General features: G+C 70.5%; 14 protein-coding genes. 6 read left to right on the top strand and 8 right to left on the bottom strand.

All coding sequences use genetic code 11. From position 1 onward, the window contains the following. Positions 1-77: 77 nt before the first annotated feature. A complete protein-coding gene (locus IM770_RS00610) occupies positions 78-1,304 on the top strand; it encodes a trans-sulfuration enzyme family protein (RefSeq protein WP_372430622.1) in 1,227 nt (408 codons plus the stop codon). A gap of 1 nt (position 1,305) precedes the next feature. Here IM770_RS00610 and IM770_RS00605 read toward each other — a convergent pair whose 3' ends face one another. From IM770_RS00605 to IM770_RS00595, 3 genes are all read right to left on the bottom strand, one after another. After that, on the bottom strand, positions 1,306-1,848 hold the full coding sequence (locus IM770_RS00605; protein WP_203579212.1) for a MerR family transcriptional regulator: 543 nt from the start codon (positions 1,846-1,848) through the stop codon (positions 1,306-1,308). A gap of 103 nt (positions 1,849-1,951) precedes the next feature. Continuing rightward, entirely contained in the window at positions 1,952-2,644 is a 693-nt protein-coding gene (gene ftsR / locus IM770_RS00600; RefSeq protein WP_203579211.1) for a transcriptional regulator FtsR, read from the bottom strand. Next, positions 2,644-3,147, bottom strand: a complete 504-nt coding sequence (locus IM770_RS00595; RefSeq protein WP_203579210.1) for an FHA domain-containing protein — start codon at positions 3,145-3,147, stop codon at positions 2,644-2,646. Before IM770_RS00595 ends, ftsR begins: the two co-directional genes overlap by 1 nt. 163 nt (positions 3,148-3,310) lie before the next feature. On the opposite strand from IM770_RS00595, the gene IM770_RS00590 reads away from it, so the two are divergent. Further along, entirely contained in the window at positions 3,311-3,661 is a 351-nt protein-coding gene (locus tag IM770_RS00590) for a hypothetical protein (RefSeq protein ID WP_307785327.1), read from the top strand. Between the two features lie 54 nt (positions 3,662-3,715). On the opposite strand, the gene IM770_RS00585 is transcribed toward IM770_RS00590, so the two are convergent. Continuing rightward, a complete protein-coding gene (locus IM770_RS00585; RefSeq protein WP_203579209.1) occupies positions 3,716-4,117 on the bottom strand; it encodes a four-helix bundle copper-binding protein in 402 nt (133 codons plus the stop codon). Positions 4,118-4,264: 147 nt separating this feature from the next. Beyond that, positions 4,265-6,919, bottom strand: coding sequence for a M14 family zinc carboxypeptidase (locus tag IM770_RS00580; RefSeq protein ID WP_203579208.1), 2,655 nt, complete (start codon positions 6,917-6,919; stop codon positions 4,265-4,267). Between the two features lie 173 nt (positions 6,920-7,092). Between IM770_RS00580 and IM770_RS00575 the strand changes: the two genes are divergently transcribed. Continuing rightward, complete coding sequence (locus IM770_RS00575; protein ID WP_203579207.1) at positions 7,093-7,800, top strand: copper resistance CopC family protein; 708 nt, start codon at positions 7,093-7,095, stop codon at positions 7,798-7,800. A 9-nt stretch (positions 7,801-7,809) separates the two neighbouring features. Further along, the gene (lpdA, locus tag IM770_RS00570) at positions 7,810-9,207 is read left to right on the top strand and encodes a dihydrolipoyl dehydrogenase (RefSeq protein ID WP_203579206.1); all 1,398 of its coding nucleotides are present in this window, start codon (positions 7,810-7,812) and stop codon (positions 9,205-9,207) included. 210 nt (positions 9,208-9,417) lie between these two features. Here lpdA and IM770_RS00565 read toward each other — a convergent pair whose 3' ends face one another. Next, positions 9,418-10,071, bottom strand: a complete 654-nt coding sequence (locus IM770_RS00565) for a CYTH domain-containing protein (RefSeq protein WP_307785326.1) — start codon at positions 10,069-10,071, stop codon at positions 9,418-9,420. Further along, positions 10,058-10,291 (bottom strand): response regulator, encoded by a 234-nt coding sequence (locus tag IM770_RS00560; protein WP_203579204.1) that lies wholly within the window; start codon positions 10,289-10,291, stop codon positions 10,058-10,060. Before IM770_RS00560 ends, IM770_RS00565 begins: the two co-directional genes overlap by 14 nt. Before the next feature lie 207 nt (positions 10,292-10,498). Between IM770_RS00560 and glgP the strand changes: the two genes are divergently transcribed. Continuing rightward, positions 10,499-13,060: an alpha-glucan family phosphorylase gene (gene glgP, locus IM770_RS00555; protein ID WP_203579203.1), complete on the top strand. Its 2,562-nt coding sequence runs from the start codon at positions 10,499-10,501 to the stop codon at positions 13,058-13,060. A 174-nt stretch (positions 13,061-13,234) separates the two neighbouring features. Here glgP and IM770_RS00550 read toward each other — a convergent pair whose 3' ends face one another. Beyond that, the gene (locus IM770_RS00550; protein ID WP_203579202.1) at positions 13,235-14,062 is read right to left on the bottom strand and encodes a type IV toxin-antitoxin system AbiEi family antitoxin domain-containing protein; all 828 of its coding nucleotides are present in this window, start codon (positions 14,060-14,062) and stop codon (positions 13,235-13,237) included. Positions 14,063-14,409: 347 nt separating this feature from the next. Between IM770_RS00550 and IM770_RS00545 the strand changes: the two genes are divergently transcribed. Continuing rightward, positions 14,410-16,953, top strand: a complete 2,544-nt coding sequence (locus IM770_RS00545; protein ID WP_203579201.1) for a rhamnogalacturonan lyase — start codon at positions 14,410-14,412, stop codon at positions 16,951-16,953. Positions 16,954-17,197: the final 244 nt, after the last annotated feature.

Genomic DNA, 17,197 nt, shown 5'->3' with positions numbered 1-17,197 from the left:
TGAGCACATTGCGCACTTTGTGCTCGCCTCCGTCAGCGTGATTTGAGTTTCGCGGCGATGTCGCTGACCATATCGCCATGGCACCGATGACGCTGCACCCTGACAGCCTTGCCGTGCACGCCGGCCGCGACGATCTCGCGGACCTGGGTGTGCACGCCCTCCCCCTCGACCTCTCGTCGACCAACCCACTGCCCGGCATCGAGCTCGGCGGCATGTCGTACGAGGTCCTCGCGACCGGCGGGCACCCGTTCGAGGGCGGATCGAACGTCTATGCCCGCCTGTGGAACCCGACCGTCGCTCGGTTCGAGGAGGCTCTGGCCGTCTTGGAGCACGCTGAAGAGGCGGTCGCCTTCTCGTCGGGCATGGCCGCGGTCACGGCGGTGCTGCTCGCTGTGACGCACGAGTCGCAACGGCGCCATGTCGTCGGCGTGCGACCGCTGTACGGCGGCACCGACCACCTGCTCGCGTCGGGCCTGCTCGGTGTCGAGGCGACCTTCTGCACCCCCGACGGCGTCCGTGCGGCGCTGCGCGACGACACCGCCCTCGTGGTGCTCGAGACGCCCGCCAACCCGACGCTCGAGCTCGTCGACATCGCCGCCGTCGTCGCGGACGCGGGCGATGTGCCCGTGCTGGTCGACAACACCTTCGCCACGCCGGTGCTGCAGCACCCGCTCGATCTCGGTGCGGCCCTCTCGCTCCACAGCGCGACGAAGTACCTCGGCGGCCACGGTGACGTCGTGGGCGGCGTGGTCGCGTGCGATGCACGGCTGGCCGCGGCGCTTCGCCGCACCCGCGCGATCACCGGCGCGATCATGCATCCCCTGGCGGCCTACCTCCTCCACCGCGGCCTGGCGACGCTGCCGGTGCGCGTGCGCGCGCAGCAGGCAGGCGCACACGCCGTGGCGGAGTGGCTTCGGACCCGCCCCGAGGTGCACCGCGTCCACTTCCCCGGGTTCGCGGAGAGCGACCCGCTCGGCCTCGTGGGCACGCAGCAGGCCGGCCCCGGCGCCATGGTCGCGATCGAGCTGGCAGGCGGGTTCGACGCCGCCGCGGCGCTCACGTCATCGGTTCAGCTGTTCACGCACGCGGTGTCGCTGGGCAGCGTCGACTCGCTGATCCAGCATCCGGCTGCGCTGACGCACCGTCCGGTCGCCTCCGACGCGAAGCCCTCCGACGCCCTCGTTCGCCTGTCGATCGGGCTCGAAGACCCGCAGGATCTCATCGCCGACCTCGCGCAGGCGCTCACGTCGACCACGTCAACGGGCGACAGCGCCGCGGGCAGAGCCGTGCAGACGGCCCGCTGAGTCAGGCGGAGCGGGCGGCGCGGCGGACGGCGAGCTCGTCCATCGGGTCGGGCTTCTCGACCTCGAACTCGAGGAGCTCGGTCTCGACCTCGCGGAGCACCTTGCCGACGGCGATGCCGAAGACGCCCTGGCCGCGGCTCACGAGGTCGATGACCTCGTCGTTCGACGTGCACAGGTAGACCGAGGCGCCGTCGCTCATGAGGGTGGTCCCTGCGAGGTCGCGGATGCCGGCGGCCCGCAGCTGGTCGACGGCCGTACGGATCTGCTGCAGCGAGATGCCGGTGTCGAGGAGCCGCTTGACGAGCTTCAGCACGAGGATGTCGCGGAAGCCGTAGAGGCGCTGGGATCCGGAGCCGCTGGCGCCGCGGACGGTGGGCTCGACCAGTTCGGTGCGCGCCCAGTAGTCGAGCTGGCGATACGTGATGCCCGCGGCCTTGGCGGCGGCAGCACCCCGGTAGCCCACTTCGTCGTCCATCGCGGGGAGCCCGTCGGTGAAGAGGAGTTCCGCACCGAACGGCTCGCCAGGAGTCACGTCTCCGGACATGTCGTTCCCCCCTCCGGATCGAATACTTCCACGCTAGATCAGGCTCCCCCTCGCGGCAACGACATCCGGCCATCGGGGGTCGGCGTGTCGCGCGAGGGGCGCGTCAGGAGAGCATGCGGTCGAGCGCCGTGCGCACGAAGATCGCGCGCACGTCGTCGAGGCGCCGGGTCAGCTCGGGCGCCAGCTCGCCCGCACGACCGCGGGACGAGGCATCCGTCCGCCGCAGCAGCGGTGCCAGCGCCGACTCGACCAGCGCGACGTCGCGCTCTGCGCTCTGGCGCAGCGCCCGCACGTGCCGCGGCTCGATGCCGTGGCGGTCGAGGGCGACCAGCGCCCTGAGCAGCGTGACGGACTGCTCGGTGTACGACTCGGCACCGGCGATGATGCCGGTGCTGATCGCGTCGTTGAGCAGCTGCGGCGCGGCGCCGGCGGCGGCGAGCATCTCGTCGCGGCGGTATCGGCGCGGCGCCGGCACGATCGACGGCGGCGGCACCGCCGTAGGTGTCGCGGGGTCGCGCCCGGCGTCGACGTCTTCGAGGTATTCGCGGATGACCGACAGGGGCAGGTAGTGGTCGCGCTGCAGGGTGAGCGCGAGCCGGAGCCGCTCCAGGTCGTCCTGCGAGAACTTGCGGTAGCCCGACTCGGTGCGCAGCGGCGTCACGATGCCCTGGACCTCGAGGAAGCGCAGCTTGCTGGAGGTGAGGGAAGGGAACTCCGGCGAGAGGCGCGCCAGAACCTGCCCGATGCTGAGAAGACCCGCGGACGACGCCCTTTCGTGGGCGGATGCCGCGGGCATCAGGCCTCCGCCGCCCGCGAGAGGTCGGCGGGAGAGACGAAGAAGTTGAGTCGGAACTTTCCGATGCGCACCTCGGCGCCGTTGACGAGCGTGGCCCGGTCGACCCGCTCGCCGTTGACGTAGCTGCCGTTGAGGGAGCGCTGGTCGACGAGCTCGAAGGACGTGCCGGTGCGCGTGATCTCGGCGTGACGGCGCGAGACGGTGACGTCGTCGAAGAAGATGTCGGCCTCCGGGTGGCGACCGATCGTCGTCACGTCGGAGTCCAGCAGGTAGCGGGCGCCCGCGGTGGGTCCGGAGCGGACCAGCAGAAGCGCGGCACCCGACGGGAGCGCCTCGATGGCGTCGAGCTCGGCATCCCCGAGCTCACTGCCGAAGGGCACGAACGACAGATCGGAGTCGTGGCCGAAGGTCTGCGTCGTGTCGGCCGCGCGATCGGAATCGTGTGCGTCGGCCCCGGCTGCGCGGCGGATGTCGCCCTGATCGGGTCGGCGGTCGTGCTCCACGGTTTCCTCCTCTGTCCGTTCAGACTATCTGATCGCTCCCGGCTCCGACGAGGACGATTCCATTCGCGCAATGTTTCGCCGCGTGTCGGGCGAGATGCCAGGACCGGAGCCCCCACCTAGCCTGGCAGGACCGCAACGATCCGTCGGAGAGAAGGAGTCGATCGTGTCCACCCCGCACAGCCACATCCCGCCCCTCGAGGTGCGTGAGCGTGCGGCGTGCATGTGCGACCACAGTGACACCTGCTCCTCGTTCGCACCGGGTCACGCGCTGCACCTGATCCAGGCGCGCCTCGCCGCGGCGACCCCGTCGGACTGGGCGGACGCCATCGTCGAGGCATCCGATCCGCGCTCGGGCTTCGTGATCGTCCGCACGCTCGCGGACTGGTCCCCCGTCGCGCTGTGGAACGGCACGGGAGCCGCCGCTGCGGCCGCACCCGGCACGCCGGTCGCGCTCCACGAGCGCTACCACGTGCTCGCCGTGGGCGGCTCGCGGTTCAACGTCCTGCGCGGCTGACGCCCCCGGGTGAGCCGGTTCCGCCAGCCGCTCGCATAAGAGAAGCGACGAGCCTCAGCTCATCGCCATCATCATGTCCTTCATGGCCATGCAGGCGTCCATGCACGCCTTGCATGCCTGAGCGCACATCTTGCAGACCTCGCTGTGGTCGGCGTGCTCCATGCACTCGTCCATGCAGAGCTGGCACATCGCGATGCACGCGTCGAGCATCGACATCATGGTGGCGGGGTTCATGCCCTGCATGCGCATCATGGCGCGCATCATCGTGTTGCACATGTCCGCGCAGTTCATGCACGCGGGCGCGCACGACATCATCTGCGTGGAGCACACCGTGCATGCCTGCTCGCAGGCCGAGCAGGCGTCCATACAGGCCTGCATGACCGACATGTCCATGGTCTCCATGCCGGGCATGCTCATCATGTCTTTCGACATGGCGCCCATCATCATCTGGTCCATCGGCCGCATCCTTCCGCTGTGGGGAACGACGGGCAGGGGGCCCGCCTGCGGCCATGCTAGACCTCACCGCCCGCGGATCGAAGAGGTGACATGAACGGGCCCCCGTCCCGTAACGCGAGCGAAACGGGACGGGGGCCGTCGTCGGGGTCAGTCGCCGTCAGCCGCCCAGAAGATGGCGTTCGCGGCTTGGCTCATCGCCCCCTTCGGGTGTGTGCGGAAGAACGGAGAGGTGCCGAACACCACGGCACGCGCGCCGGATGCCGCCTCTCCCGAGATGACCGCTGCCTGCCCGGCAGCCGCGGCGGGACCGTTCGTGCCGGCGCCGCTCGCGCGCCAGTGCCCGGCGAGGAGCGGGTCGGCGGCGTACCGGAGCTCCGCTGCCGTGCCGGCACCCAGGTTCGTGAACCAGTACGCCGGGTAGATGAACGATGCGTCCTGCGGGTGCGCCGAGAACAGCGACCCCTCGGGCGTGTCGACATCCACGATGCCGTTGCCCGAGTTGTTGCCGGCCACGATGCTCGCCGACACCAGACCGTACGTCGATGCCGCGGAGTACGCCTGGTTGGTGCGTCCGACGATGGATCCGCCCGCGTCCACCCACTGCTGGACGTACGTGCGGCCCGCGGAACCTGCGGCGAGCGAGAACGAGGAGCCGACCCAGAGCACGTCCGCGCCCTCGAGACCCGTCGTGCCGGTGGCGGCGCCTGCCTGCACTCCCGCGGCCGTGACGGGCACGACCTCGGTGAAGCCGAGCTCGGCGAGCGAGAGCACATCGTCCTGCGTCCCCGCGACGGCGATGGTGAGCTGCTCGAGCTCGGTGGCGGCGTCGAGCGCCGCGACGTCGCCGGGCGAGGCCGCCTCGAACGGGATGTCGTACGCGACGACCGCGTCCGCCGCGGCTCCCAGTCCCTCGGGACCGACCACCGCGCGGCCGTCGTCGAGCAGCCACACCGGAGCGTCGGCGGCCAGCAGCGCGTTCAGGGCGCGGTAGTCCTCGACGCCCGCGACATCGAACGCGACGTAGGGGGCCTTCTTCGGCAGCACGCCGTCCTGCGGCACGCGGTGAAGCGGCACCACCGCGCCGATCGGCGCGTCGGTCGTGGCGCCGACCTTGTCGACGGTGGCGCCCCACAGGTAGGCGAGGCTCCACGCCGAGATGTCGTACATCGACGGCACCTTGGCCGAGATGTCGGTGCCGAGATCGAGCAGGGCGTTCGCGAGTCCGCGGCGGGGCTGATGCATGTCGACCACGAAAGACCCGGCGGGGTAGGTCACCGCCCCGACGGTCGTGTCGTTGGCCAGCCGGCCCACCGCGATGCCGTGGAACAGCAGCGCGTCGACGAGCGCCTCGGCGTCCGATCCCGATCGCTGCGCGTCGCCCAGCGGGATGACGTACGCGCGCGGCAGCTGGACCGGATCCTGGTCGTCGACGACATCCCAGAGCGGCTTCCACTGATCCGGGCCGGCGACCGCGGCCACCCCGTCGACCGTGAGCGCGGCCTTCGGCTCACCGGCGAGGCCGCGGCGGAACACCTCGATCTGGTCGGCGAGCATGGCGGCGTCGTTGGCGGCGACGTAGCGCAGCATCGACTCCATCGTCGTCTTGGCGACGGCGGTGTTGATGGCGGCGTTCGCGGGCGTCGTGGTCGGGCCGGTGCGGCCGAGCGGCAGCTCGACCGTGGCGGTGACCGCGCCGTTGTACGCGGCGTACTGCGCGGTGAAGATCGGCGGATAGTCGTCCCATCCCGACGGCGTGTCGCGGTACGGGATCTTGATGTTGCCGGTGTTCGTCGTCGTCGTGCCGCCCGTGGCGGTGTTGTAGTAGCGGTTGCCGGGGATCTCGGCGGCGACGACGTCGGCCTCCACCTGCAGCGCCGCGGCGTAGCCGTGCGGCAGGAAGAGGTCGTACTCGTAGTTCTCGCCGTGCGGCGGTCCGCACGGCTCCACCTGCAGCACGCTGGTATAGCCGTGGAAGTCCGCCGCGTAGAGCGGCTGCAGCGCCTGCGCGGTGGCCACGAACGATCGCGCCTCGGGCGTGGTCAGCGTGACCATGTCGCGGTTGCCGTCGAGCGACAGCGCGGTGGCGCGCGTCGCGACCGTGCGCCCGTCGGGGTTGAGCGTCAGCGAGAAGTAGAGGCGGTGCTGCTCGAGCATCGCGACCGTCGCGGGATCCTGCGACGCCGCGAGGTCTTCGATCAGCTGCATCGCCGCGTCGGTGCCCTCCCACTCGTTTCCGTGGATGTTGGAGCTGATCCAGATCGGCGTCTTGTACCGATCCGCGAGCTGCCGGTCGGCCGCCGCCTTCTCGGGAGCGTTGCGGATCTCCTCGCGCCACTTGGTCTGCTGGGTCGTCTCACCGCGCTTCTCGGGGGCGGTCACGGTGACCAGGTAGAGGTCCCGGCCGTTCGTCGACTGGCCCACGACCTGCGTCGAGACGCGGTCGCTCGCGCCCATCAGCGCGTTCAGGCGCGGCGCGAGCTCAGAGAAGGCGATCGTGTCGTTGAGCTGCGTCGCGTCGTTCGGGTCGGCGGGAAAGACGGTGAGCGAGGGCTGGAACGGGTAGGACGCCGGCATCTCGATGGCGCCGTCGGTGGCCTTCGCCGCCCGATCCGTCTTCGCCCGCTTGACCAGGTCGGAGAAGGACGGCGTCCCGGGAGCGTCCGGATCCCGCTCCGGCCCGCGCCCGCCCGCGTCCGCGGGGGGTGCGTCGGGCGGGGTGGCCGCGAAGGCGGCTCCGCTGGTGAGCGATCCGGCGGCGATGGCGAATCCGGCGATGACCGCGATGGTGCGCTGTAGCCTCATGGCTCCCTTTCGTCCTTGAATCGTCCGTCGTGCGGACGCGAGCCCTGGCTGGGGGCCGGGGCTCGGGGCAAGCGTGGCAGTGCTTTGTTTCCCCCCGGGGCCGCTCTGTGAACAGGGTGTAACCAGTGCCGCGGCCGCAGGGTGGTTGAAACATAGCGGTTAGGCTCGATCGGGTGGAAGCACTCGGAACCCGCCTCGCCCGCCCGCTCCGCGCACTCGCGCTCGTCGCCGCCTTCCTGCTGGCACTCGCCGGTCTCTTGGCGTGGTCGGCGCCGGCCCACGCGCACGACGAGCTGATCGGCAGCGACCCCGCGGCCGGCAGCACGGCGGCGTCGCTTCCCGCGCAGCTGACGCTGACCTTCAGCGGCGAGATCGCCGACGACGAGGGCGCCTCGGTCGTGGAGGTGACGGATGCCGGGGGCACCGCGCTCACCGGCGGCACGCCGACCGTCCGCGACAATGTGCTGACCCAGCCGCTCGCGGGTGAGGCATCCGGTGCCGTCAAGGTGCTGTGGAAGGTCGTCTCGAGCGATGGGCACCCCATCTCGGGCGAGTTCTCGTTCACGGTCGAAGGCGCGCCCGCGCCGACGCCCACCGAGACCTCGACGCCGACTCCGACCGAGACGGCAGCGCCCACCGAGACGGCCTCGCCGGAGCCGACGCCCACCGTGACCGACAGCGTGCCCTCGGACTCCGCGGACACGGCGTCCGGAGCCGTGTGGCCGTGGGTGGTCTTCGGCATCATCGGGCTCGGCGTGGTCGGCGCCGTCGTCTACCTCCTGGTGTCGCGCTCGCGGCGCGAGAAGGCGCTTGCCGGCGACCCCTCGAGCCCCGCCCCGGGCGCCCCGCGGCCCGGCTCCGAGCCTCCGGCCGACCACTAGGCTGGAAGCATGCCTCACTACGACGTCGCCATCCTCGGCGCGGGGCCCGGCGGGTACGTCGCGGCCGTCCGTGCTTCTCAGCTCGGCCTCAAGGTCGCGATCATCGAAGAGAAGTACTGGGGCGGTGTCTGCCTGAACGTCGGCTGCATCCCCTCCAAGGCTCTGCTCAAGAACGCCGACCTCGCGCACCAGTTCCACCACAAGGCCGAGCTGTTCGGCATCTCGGGTGACGTGCACTTCGACTTCGGCGTCGCGTGGGACCGCAGCCGCAAGGTGGCCGAGACGCACGTCAAGGGCATCCACTACCTGATGAAGAAGAACAAGGTCGACGAGTACGAGGGCCGCGGCTCGTTCGTCGACGCGAACACGATCGACGTCGCGAAGTCCGACGGCACGACCGAGCGCGTCACGTTCGACAACGCCATCATCTCGACCGGTTCGAAGGTGCGCCTGCTGCCCGGCGTGCAGATCGGCGGCAACATCGTGACGTATGAGGAGCAGATCCTCGCCCGCGACCTGCCCCAGTCGATCGTCATCGTCGGCGCCGGCGCGATCGGCATGGAGTTCGGCTTCGTGATGGCGAACTACGGCGTGAAGGTCACGATCATCGAGTTCCTCGACCGGGCCCTCCCCAACGAGGACGCGGACGTCTCGAAGGAGATCGCGCGCCAGTACAAGAACTACGGCGTCGACATCCTCACCTCGACCAAGGTCGAGACGGTCACCGACCACGGCGACAAGGTCACCGTCACGTACACCGCCAAGGACGGCACCGCCGGCTCGATCGACGCCGACAAGGTCATGATGTCGATCGGCTTCGCCGCGAACGTCGAGGGCTTCGGCCTGGAGAACACCGGCGTCAAGCTCACCGATCGCGGTGCGATCGACATCGACGACTACATGCGCACCAACGTGCCGCACATCTACGCGATCGGCGACGTAACGGCGAAGCTGCAGCTGGCCCACGTGGCCGAGGCGCAGGGTGTGGTCGCGGCCGAGACCATCGGCAAGGCCGAGACCATGACGCTCGGCGACTACCGCATGATGCCGCGCGCGACGTTCTGCTCGCCGCAGGTCGCCTCGTTCGGTCTGACCGAGCAGCAGGCGCGCGACGCCGGCTACGACGTCAAGGTCGCGAAGTTCCCGTTCTCGGCGAACGGCAAGGCCAACGGCCTGGGCGAGCCCATCGGCTTCGTCAAGCTCATCGCCGACGGCGAGCACCTCGAGCTGCTCGGCGGCCACCTCATCGGCCCCGACGTCTCGGAGCTGCTGCCCGAGCTCACGCTCGCGCAGAAGTGGGACCTCACCGCCCTCGAGGCGGCGCGCAACGTCCACACGCACCCGACGCTGTCGGAGGCCGTGCAGGAGGCGTTCCACGGCCTCGCCGGCCACATGATCAACCTGTGATCCGCTGACCGCAGCGAAAACGCCCCGGACCCCCTCGAAGGTCCGGGGCGTTTCATCTCGCTCGTTTCTCGCTCGCTCAACGGGCGGCGATTCGGCCGTTGAGCGAGCGAAGCGAGACGAAACGCCCCTAGCGTCTCCGGAACCCCGGGCGTTCCACGCGGCCGTTGAGCGAGCGAAGCGAGACGAAACGCGTCGGGCTCGCGCGCGACTTCACTGTCCGAGGGTGCGGGCGAGCTTCGAATCGGATGCCGCGGTCCGACCGCCGGCCCTGCGCACCGCCTTCTCGGCGGCGGCGAAGAGCGCCCGGCGCTCGTCGGCCGAGGCGGGGGCGGCGGCGGCGAGCTCGAACTCCCACTCCCGCCACGTGCGCTCCACGCCCGCGCGCTCGTCGGTCGCGGTGACGCGATCGTCGACGAACTCGGCGACCACTCCTCCCGCGGCGTCGAGCAGGGCGTACGCCGTGCGGCTGTTGCGGATGCGGGCGATCGGCGCCAGATGCCGCACCGCTGCGACCGACGAGACCGCCTGGGCCACGGCATCCGGAATCTCTTCCTCGGTGCCGAGCGGCCAGTGCTGCTCGACCCGGCCGCCGTCTGCCCCGCGGGGTCCTTTGATGTGCCACCCCTCGTCGGGCCCGCCGGTGCGGCGGCGCACCGCGTAGCCGGCGTGCGCCAGCGCGAGATCGTCGCTGTCGAGATACAGCGCGTCGAGTTCGCGGGGCTCGGGCTCGCCCACGGAGGCGACCCCCGGAAGGGTCGTCCAGTCCGGCAGCGGCGTGACGTCGTCGACGTCGAACTTCAGCTCGATCTCGACGGAGTGCGTCGCCCCCGTCGGCTCGGCGCCGGACTGATCAGCGGCGCTCACGGGGGTGGTCGCTGTCGGGGTCGATCTCATCCTCGGCCTCGAGGAACCAGAACTCGGCCTCGGTGGGTCCGTCGTTCTCGCCGGTGCGGCCGAGGTCGCCGCGGCGCTCGTAGACCACCTGCGTCTCGCTGTAGGGAACGATCATGCGGTCGAGGTCGGGGTCTTCCAGAGGGAGGAGCTGGCCGTCGAGCGGCCCTCCGTGCAGTCGTGCGATGGCCATGGCCCCAGCGTAGACCCCGCGCACGACACCACCAGCGCCCTTGCGGTTCACTGCGAGTCGTGGCATCCGCCGCCCCCGTCCTCCGCTTTCGAATCGCGCACTTTGCAGTTCGGGGCGGCCGACTTCTGCAAGGTGCGCGATTCGAACGGCGAAGGGCCGCCTGCGACGGTGCAAGCGCTTCCAGCTTCTCCCCCTAGAATCGCGTGCGTGAAGGCCATCCGCACATTCACCGTCCGCCCCGTCCTCGCCGAATCCCTCGCACCGCTCGACCGCCTCGCCTCGAACTGGCGCTGGTCGTGGAGCCGCGCGACGCACTCCCTCTTCGCCTCGATGCACCCCGCGCTGTGGGACGAGATCGGCGCCAACCCCGCCCGCATGCTCGGCGCGCTCGGTCAAGAGCGGCTCGACGAGCTCGCCCGCGACGAGGAGTTCGTCGCCCGCGTCCGTGAAGAGGACGAGCGCCTCACCGCGTATCTCGAGGGCGACCGCTGGTTCCAGCGCCTCGAGGGCGACAAGCCCGTCCACATCGCCTACTTCTCCCCCGAGTTCGGCGTGGACGGTTCGCTCCCCCAGTACTCCGGCGGTCTCGGCATCCTCGCGGGCGACCACCTCAAGAGCGCGTCCGACCTGGGCGTGCCGCTCACCGGCGTCGGGCTGTTCTATCGCGCCGGCTACTTCCGGCAGTCGATCGGCGACGACGGCTGGCAGCGCGAGAGCTACCCGCTGCTCGACCCGTACGGCCTGGGCCTGACGCTGCTGCGCGACCGCGAGGGCGCTCCCGTCGAGATCGCGCTGGATCTTCCCGGCGACCGTCGGCTGCACGCGCGTGTCTGGGTCGCCGACATCGGCCGCGTGCCGCTGCTGCTGCTCGACTCCGAGACGCCGTCGAACTCCGACGACATGCGCCGTGTGACCGACCGCCTCTACGGCGGCGGCGGCGAGCACCGGCTCCTGCAGGAGCTGCTCCTCGGCGTCGGCGGCGTGCGCGCGGTGCGCGCCTGGTCGGAGCTGTCGGGTCGCCCGGCCCCCGACGTGTACCACACCAACGAAGGCCACGCGGGCTTCCAGGGCCTCGAGCGGATGTCGGAGCTCATCACGCAAGATCACCTGAGCTTCGACGAGGCCCTCGCCCAGGTACGGGCGGGCACGGTGTTCACGACCCACACCCCGGTCCCGGCCGGGATCGACCGCTTCTCGCGCGACCTCATCGCCGACTTCTTGACCAGCGGTCTGTTCCAGGGCCTCGACGCGGGCCGGGCGATCAGCCTCGGCCTCGAGACCTTCCCGGGCGGCGACCAGGGCGTCTTCAACATGGCGGTGCTCGGCCTGCACCTCGGGCAGCACGCGAACGGCGTCTCGGTGCTCCACGGCGAGGTCAGCCGCGGCATGTTCGGCATGCTGTGGCCCGGTGTCGACACCGACGAGGTGCCGATCACCTCGATCACGAACGGCGTGCACGCGCCGACGTGGGTGCACCCGGCTCTCAAGGCCGTGAGCGAGCGGGCCTGGGGCGACGCCCACACCGACACGCACGACTGGACCGATCGGTCGATCGTGACGGATGCCGAGCTCTGGGGCGTCCGCCAGCAGATGAAGGGCGAGCTCGTCGCCGAGGCGAGGCGGCGGGTCGCGGCATCCGTCGACGTCAACGGCAGCGGCCGCACGCCCTCGTGGGTCGAGGACCTGCTCGACCCCGAAGTGCTCACGATCGGCTTCGCGCGCCGCGTGCCGACGTACAAGCGCCTGACGCTCATGCTGCGCGACCCCGAACGGCTCACGCGCCTGCTCACCGACCCGGAGCGTCCGGTGCAGATCGTGATCGGCGGCAAGTCGCACCCGGCCGACGACTCGGGCAAGATCCTCATCCAGCAGCTCGTGCGGTTCAGCCGCGACCCGAAGGTGCGCGGGCGCATCGTCTTCCTGCCGGACTACGACATCACGCTCGCGAAGGATCTGTACCCCGGCTGCGACGTGTGGCTCAACAACCCGCTGCGCCCGCTCGAGGCGTGCGGCACGAGCGGCATGAAGGCGGCGCTCAACGGCGCGCTGAACCTGTCGATCCTCGACGGCTGGTGGGACGAGTGGTTCGACGGTCAGAACGGCTGGGCGATCCCGACGGCCGACACCGCCGCGAACGACGAGGAGCGCGACGACGCCGAGGCCGCGGCGCTGTACGACCTCATCGAGCACCAGCTGGTGCCGAAGTTCTACGACCGCGAGGGCGGCATCCCGACCGCGTGGCTCGGCATGGTGCGCCACACCATGACCGAGCTCGGCAAGAAGGCGACGAGCGACCGCATGGTGCGCGACTACGTCGAGCGCCTCTACGTGCCGGCGGCGGCGCACGACGTCGCGCTGCGCGCCGACGGGTTCGCGCAGGCGCGGGGACTCGCCGCGTTCGTGAGCCGGGTCACCGGCGCGTGGAGTCGCGTGTCGGTCGCGAGCGTCGACAGCTCGGGCATCCCGCAGCAGGCGCAGGCGGGCGACGTGCTCGAGGTGCGCGCCGACGTGCGTCTCGACGGGCTGTCATCCGACGACGTCGCGGTGGAGCTGCTCTACGGCCGCACCGACGAGGACGACGCGCTCGCTCGCGACCACTCGGTGTACCGCCTCTCGCTCGCCGGCGACGGTCCCGACGGCGTGCGCACGTTCACGGGCACGCTGCCCCTCACGTTCACCGGCACGTTCGGCTACACCGTGCGCGTGCGGCCCGCTCACCCCCAGCTCGTGTCTCCGGTGGAGCTGGGCCTCGTGACCTTCGCTTCCTGAGCTTTCAGACGACGGATGCCGCGACCCGCGCACTGCGCCGGGTCGCGGCATCCGTCATCTCATCCCGAGCACAGAATCGGAAGAATCCCGCGACACGCCGGATGCGGATGCCGCGGACCGGCGTGTCGGCCGAAAGTTCCGATTCTGTGCACGCGGCGCGACGCCGGATGCGGTTCACAGGTGCAGTCCGCGGTCGACGTGGCCGAGGATCGCCAGCTCGACTGTCTCCCAGTCGTGCACGACGAGCGCGTAGTCGAAGCGGAGCGTCACGAACCCCCACGCGGCCGCGTGGGCGTCGCGGACGAGATCCCTGTGCCGGTGCGACTCGCCGTCGTGGTTCGGCGCGCCGTCGACTTCGACGATCAGCCGCCGGCCGATGACGAAGTCCACGCGACCCACCGACACGATCGACTGCTGCGTGCGCACCGAGAGCCCGTGTCGGCGCAGCCGCCAGCGCAACAATGATTCGAGGCCGCTGTCGGCATCCGTGCGGGCGAACGCGACCGCGTCCCGCGCGGCCGGATTCGTGTAGTCGCGGAGCCAGGCGATGTCGGCCCTCGACAGACGGCGCTTGCGAAGCGCCGACTCCAGCGCGACGAAGAAGGCTTCCAGCCCCTGGCACCTGAGGATCTGCCGCAGCACCAGTCGCACAGACGGCAGGCCGAAGGCGCTCGCCTTCGCGTCGTCATCGTTCCAATGGGGAACGCACGCGCATTCGCCGTGCGGATAGGCCCGCCCGTTCCGACGGAGTCCGATGTGCAGCCCTCCGTCGTGCGCAGCGACCCAGAGGCCCAGGTGTTCTGCCGCCGTCACGCACGCGAGCGAACCGCCGTGCGCCGCCGCGGCTGTGGCCTCGGGGCAGCAACCGAGGCGCTCGTAGACTCCTCGCCGCAGCGACCGGAGCTCACCGCGCTGCAGCGACGACGCGATGGCCGCTCGGGTGAGCCCCGACGCCCGCAGCTCCGCGAACGTCACGACGGCCGGGGAAGCTGATGTGCACATCCGGCCCATGCTGCCGAGGACCAGGCACGGCCCTTCGCGCCGTCGAGACATCTGTGGATCAGCGCGGGCTGCCGGGCGATGGGCAGGAACCACGGGAGAGTCCCTACACAGAATCGGAAGAAGGTCGCGACGCGCCGGATGCGGATGCCGCAACGCGGCGTGTCGCGAGAACCTTCCGATGTTGTGCCGGCAGATCGCACATTAAATCGTTCCAATCTCACCGACTGATCCATTGACCTCGGAGAACCGGTCGTCTATCGTCGCTCCGGAAAACGTATTCCCCACGTTTGCAACGATGCACGGCCCGCATCCCCACGCGGGCCTCGATCCGGGAGAGCGATTCGAAGATGAGTCTCGGGAGAACCTCTGTCCGCGCGCTGGTGGCCGGCACGGCCGCTTGCGCCCTCACCCTGGGCCTCGCGCAACCTGCGCTGGCCGACGACGCCACGCCCGCGGGCGCGCAGCTCGAAGCCCTCGACCGCGGGCTGGTCGCGGTCTCGACCGCCGAGGGCGTGTTCCTCAGCTGGCGGCTGCTGGCCACCGAGGCGGGCCCTGCCACCGACACCGGCGTCAGCGGGCCGTCGTTCGCGGTGTTCCGCGACGGTGAGCGCATCGCCACGGTCGACGACAGCACGAACTACGCCGACCCGGCCGGGTCTTCGGCATCCGTCTACACGGTCGCTCCGGCGTGGCACGACGTGACCGGCGAGCAGTCGGCGCCGGTCTCCGCCTGGAGCGCGGGCTACTACGACCTGCCGCTGCAGAAGCCGGCCGGCGGCAAGACGCCGCCGGGCGTCATCCACCCGGGCGGCGAGGACTACACCTACTCGGCCAACGACGCGTCCGTCGCCGACGTCGACGGCGACGGCGCGCTCGAGTTCGTCGTCAAGTGGGATCCCTCCAACTCGAAGGATGTCTCGCAGGTCGGCTACACCGGCCCGGTCTACATCGACACGTACGAGCTCGACGGCACGCTGCTCAACCGCATCGACCTCGGTGTCAACATCCGTGCCGGCGCGCACTACACGCAGTTCATGGTCTACGACTTCGACGGCGACGGCCGCTCCGAGACGATGCTCAAGACGGCGCCGGGCACGAAGTCCACGCAGTACAACGCGGACGGGTCGGTCGCGGCATCCGACTACATCTCGCTGCTCGCCGAAGACGTGGAGGCCGGCGTCACCCACGCCGAGGACTACCGCATGAGCGCGGCGGACTACGAGGCCCACCTCGTGAAGATGTTCCAGGGGTGGACCGAGCATCCCGAGGTCGTCGCGGGCAACTGGCCGGCGACGCTCGAGCAGGCCTTCGGCATCCCGGTAGCCCACGACTACCCGCTGTCGCAGACCGACGCCCAGGAGCTCGTCGACTACTTCATCGACACCTACGCCCCCTCGCGCAGCGCCCGCAACGTGCTGCGCAACTTCGAGGGCTTCATCGTCGACGGGCCGGAGTACCTGACGGTGTTCGACTCGGCGACCGGTGAAGAGCTCGAAACCGTCCGCTACGAGCCGGGCCGCGATGACGACGGCCTGCTGTGGGGCGACTACGCGATGGCGCGCATCGAGCCGGGCAACCGCGTCGACCGCTTCCTCGCGGGCGTCGCGTACCTCGACGGCACGCGCCCGTCGGCGATCTTCGCGCGCGGCTATTACACGCGCTCGACCATCGCGGCGTACGACTGGGACGGCGAGCACCTCAGCAAGCGCTGGCTCGTCGACAGCGGCCACGTGCCGATGACGAACCCGTTCAACGACGGACCCCACGGGCGCGACGGCACCGACCCGGTGTACGGCACGATCACCACGCAGGGCTTCCACTCGCTGAGCGCGGCCGACGTCGACGGCGACGGCAAGCACGAGATCGTCTACGGTGCGGCGACCATCGACGACGACGGCGGCCTGCTGTACAGCTCGTTCGACGTGCTGCCCGCCGGCAGCGCGGCTCCGGGCGACAACGTGCGGCTGGGCCACGGCGACGCGATGCACGTCACCGACATCGATCCCGACCGTCCGGGGCTCGAGATCTTCACGGCTCACGAGGGCGGCACGTACGCGCCGTACGGGATGGCGATGCGGGATGCCGCCACCGGCGAGGTGCTGTTCGGCAAGTACTCCGGACGCGACACGGGTCGCAGCATGATCGGCGACGTGCGTCCCGACGTGCGCGGCCTCGAGGCCTGGGCGAGCCTGCCCGGCGGCTCGGATGCGCTCGGTCTGTACAGCGCCGACGGCGACCTGCTCGAGAAGCCGATCCCCGGCACGAACCAGTCCATTCGCTGGGCCGCCGACCTCACGACGCAGATTGTCAACGGCAGCGGCGACCAGAACGTGTCGATCGACAGCTGGACCGACGGACGCCTGCTGACCGCCACCGGAACGCGCACGAACAACGGCACGAAGGGCAACCCCTCGCTCGTGGCCGACGTGCTCGGCGACTGGCGCGAGGAGCTGCTCGTGCGGACCGCGGACTCGACCGCCCTGCGCATCTTCACCAGCACCGAGGTGACGACGCACAAGCTGCCGACGCTCCTGCACGACGTGCAGTACCGCGCCGAGGTGGCCCGCCAGAACACCACCTACAACCAGCCGTCGTACACGAGCTACTACTTCGCGAGCGACATGGACTTCGCGAACGTGCCCGTGCGCACGACGGCGGCGACGCCGGGCGAGCCGAAGTTCGTGAACCCGCGCGGCTCGCAGTCCGACCACGTGGTCGTCACGCCCGACCCGTCGTTCGACTACTACGTCAACGGCGTCAAGGCTGAGAAGCCGCTGGTCAAGGTGCCCGCCGGCTCCGAGGTGCGCGTGACCGCTGTGCCGAAGGCCGGCTTCGCGGTGGACGCGGGCGCGGTGTCGACCTGGACGCACGCGTTCAGCGCCGACCGCTGAGATCGGATGACGGATGCCTCGTCCCGGCGCACTGCGCAGGGGCGAGGCATCGTCGTGTCGGCGCGGGGTCGGTGTCGCCCGTCGGTCCGGGGCGTTTCGTCTCGCTCGTTCCTCACTCGCTCAACGGCCGGGGGGAGAACACCAGCCGCCGGTCGTTGAGCGGAGGGCGCTCTAGCGCCCGCAGACGAAACGCCCCGACGTCGCCGACAGCGCCGGGGCGTTTCGTCTCGCTCGTTCCTCGCTC

Source organism: Microbacterium hibisci (assembly GCF_015278255.1).
GTDB classification, from domain to species: Bacteria; Actinomycetota; Actinomycetes; order Actinomycetales; family Microbacteriaceae; genus Microbacterium; species Microbacterium hibisci.
The sequence above is the reverse complement of the archived record's forward strand: the minus strand, read 5'-3'. Positions and strand labels throughout refer to the sequence as shown.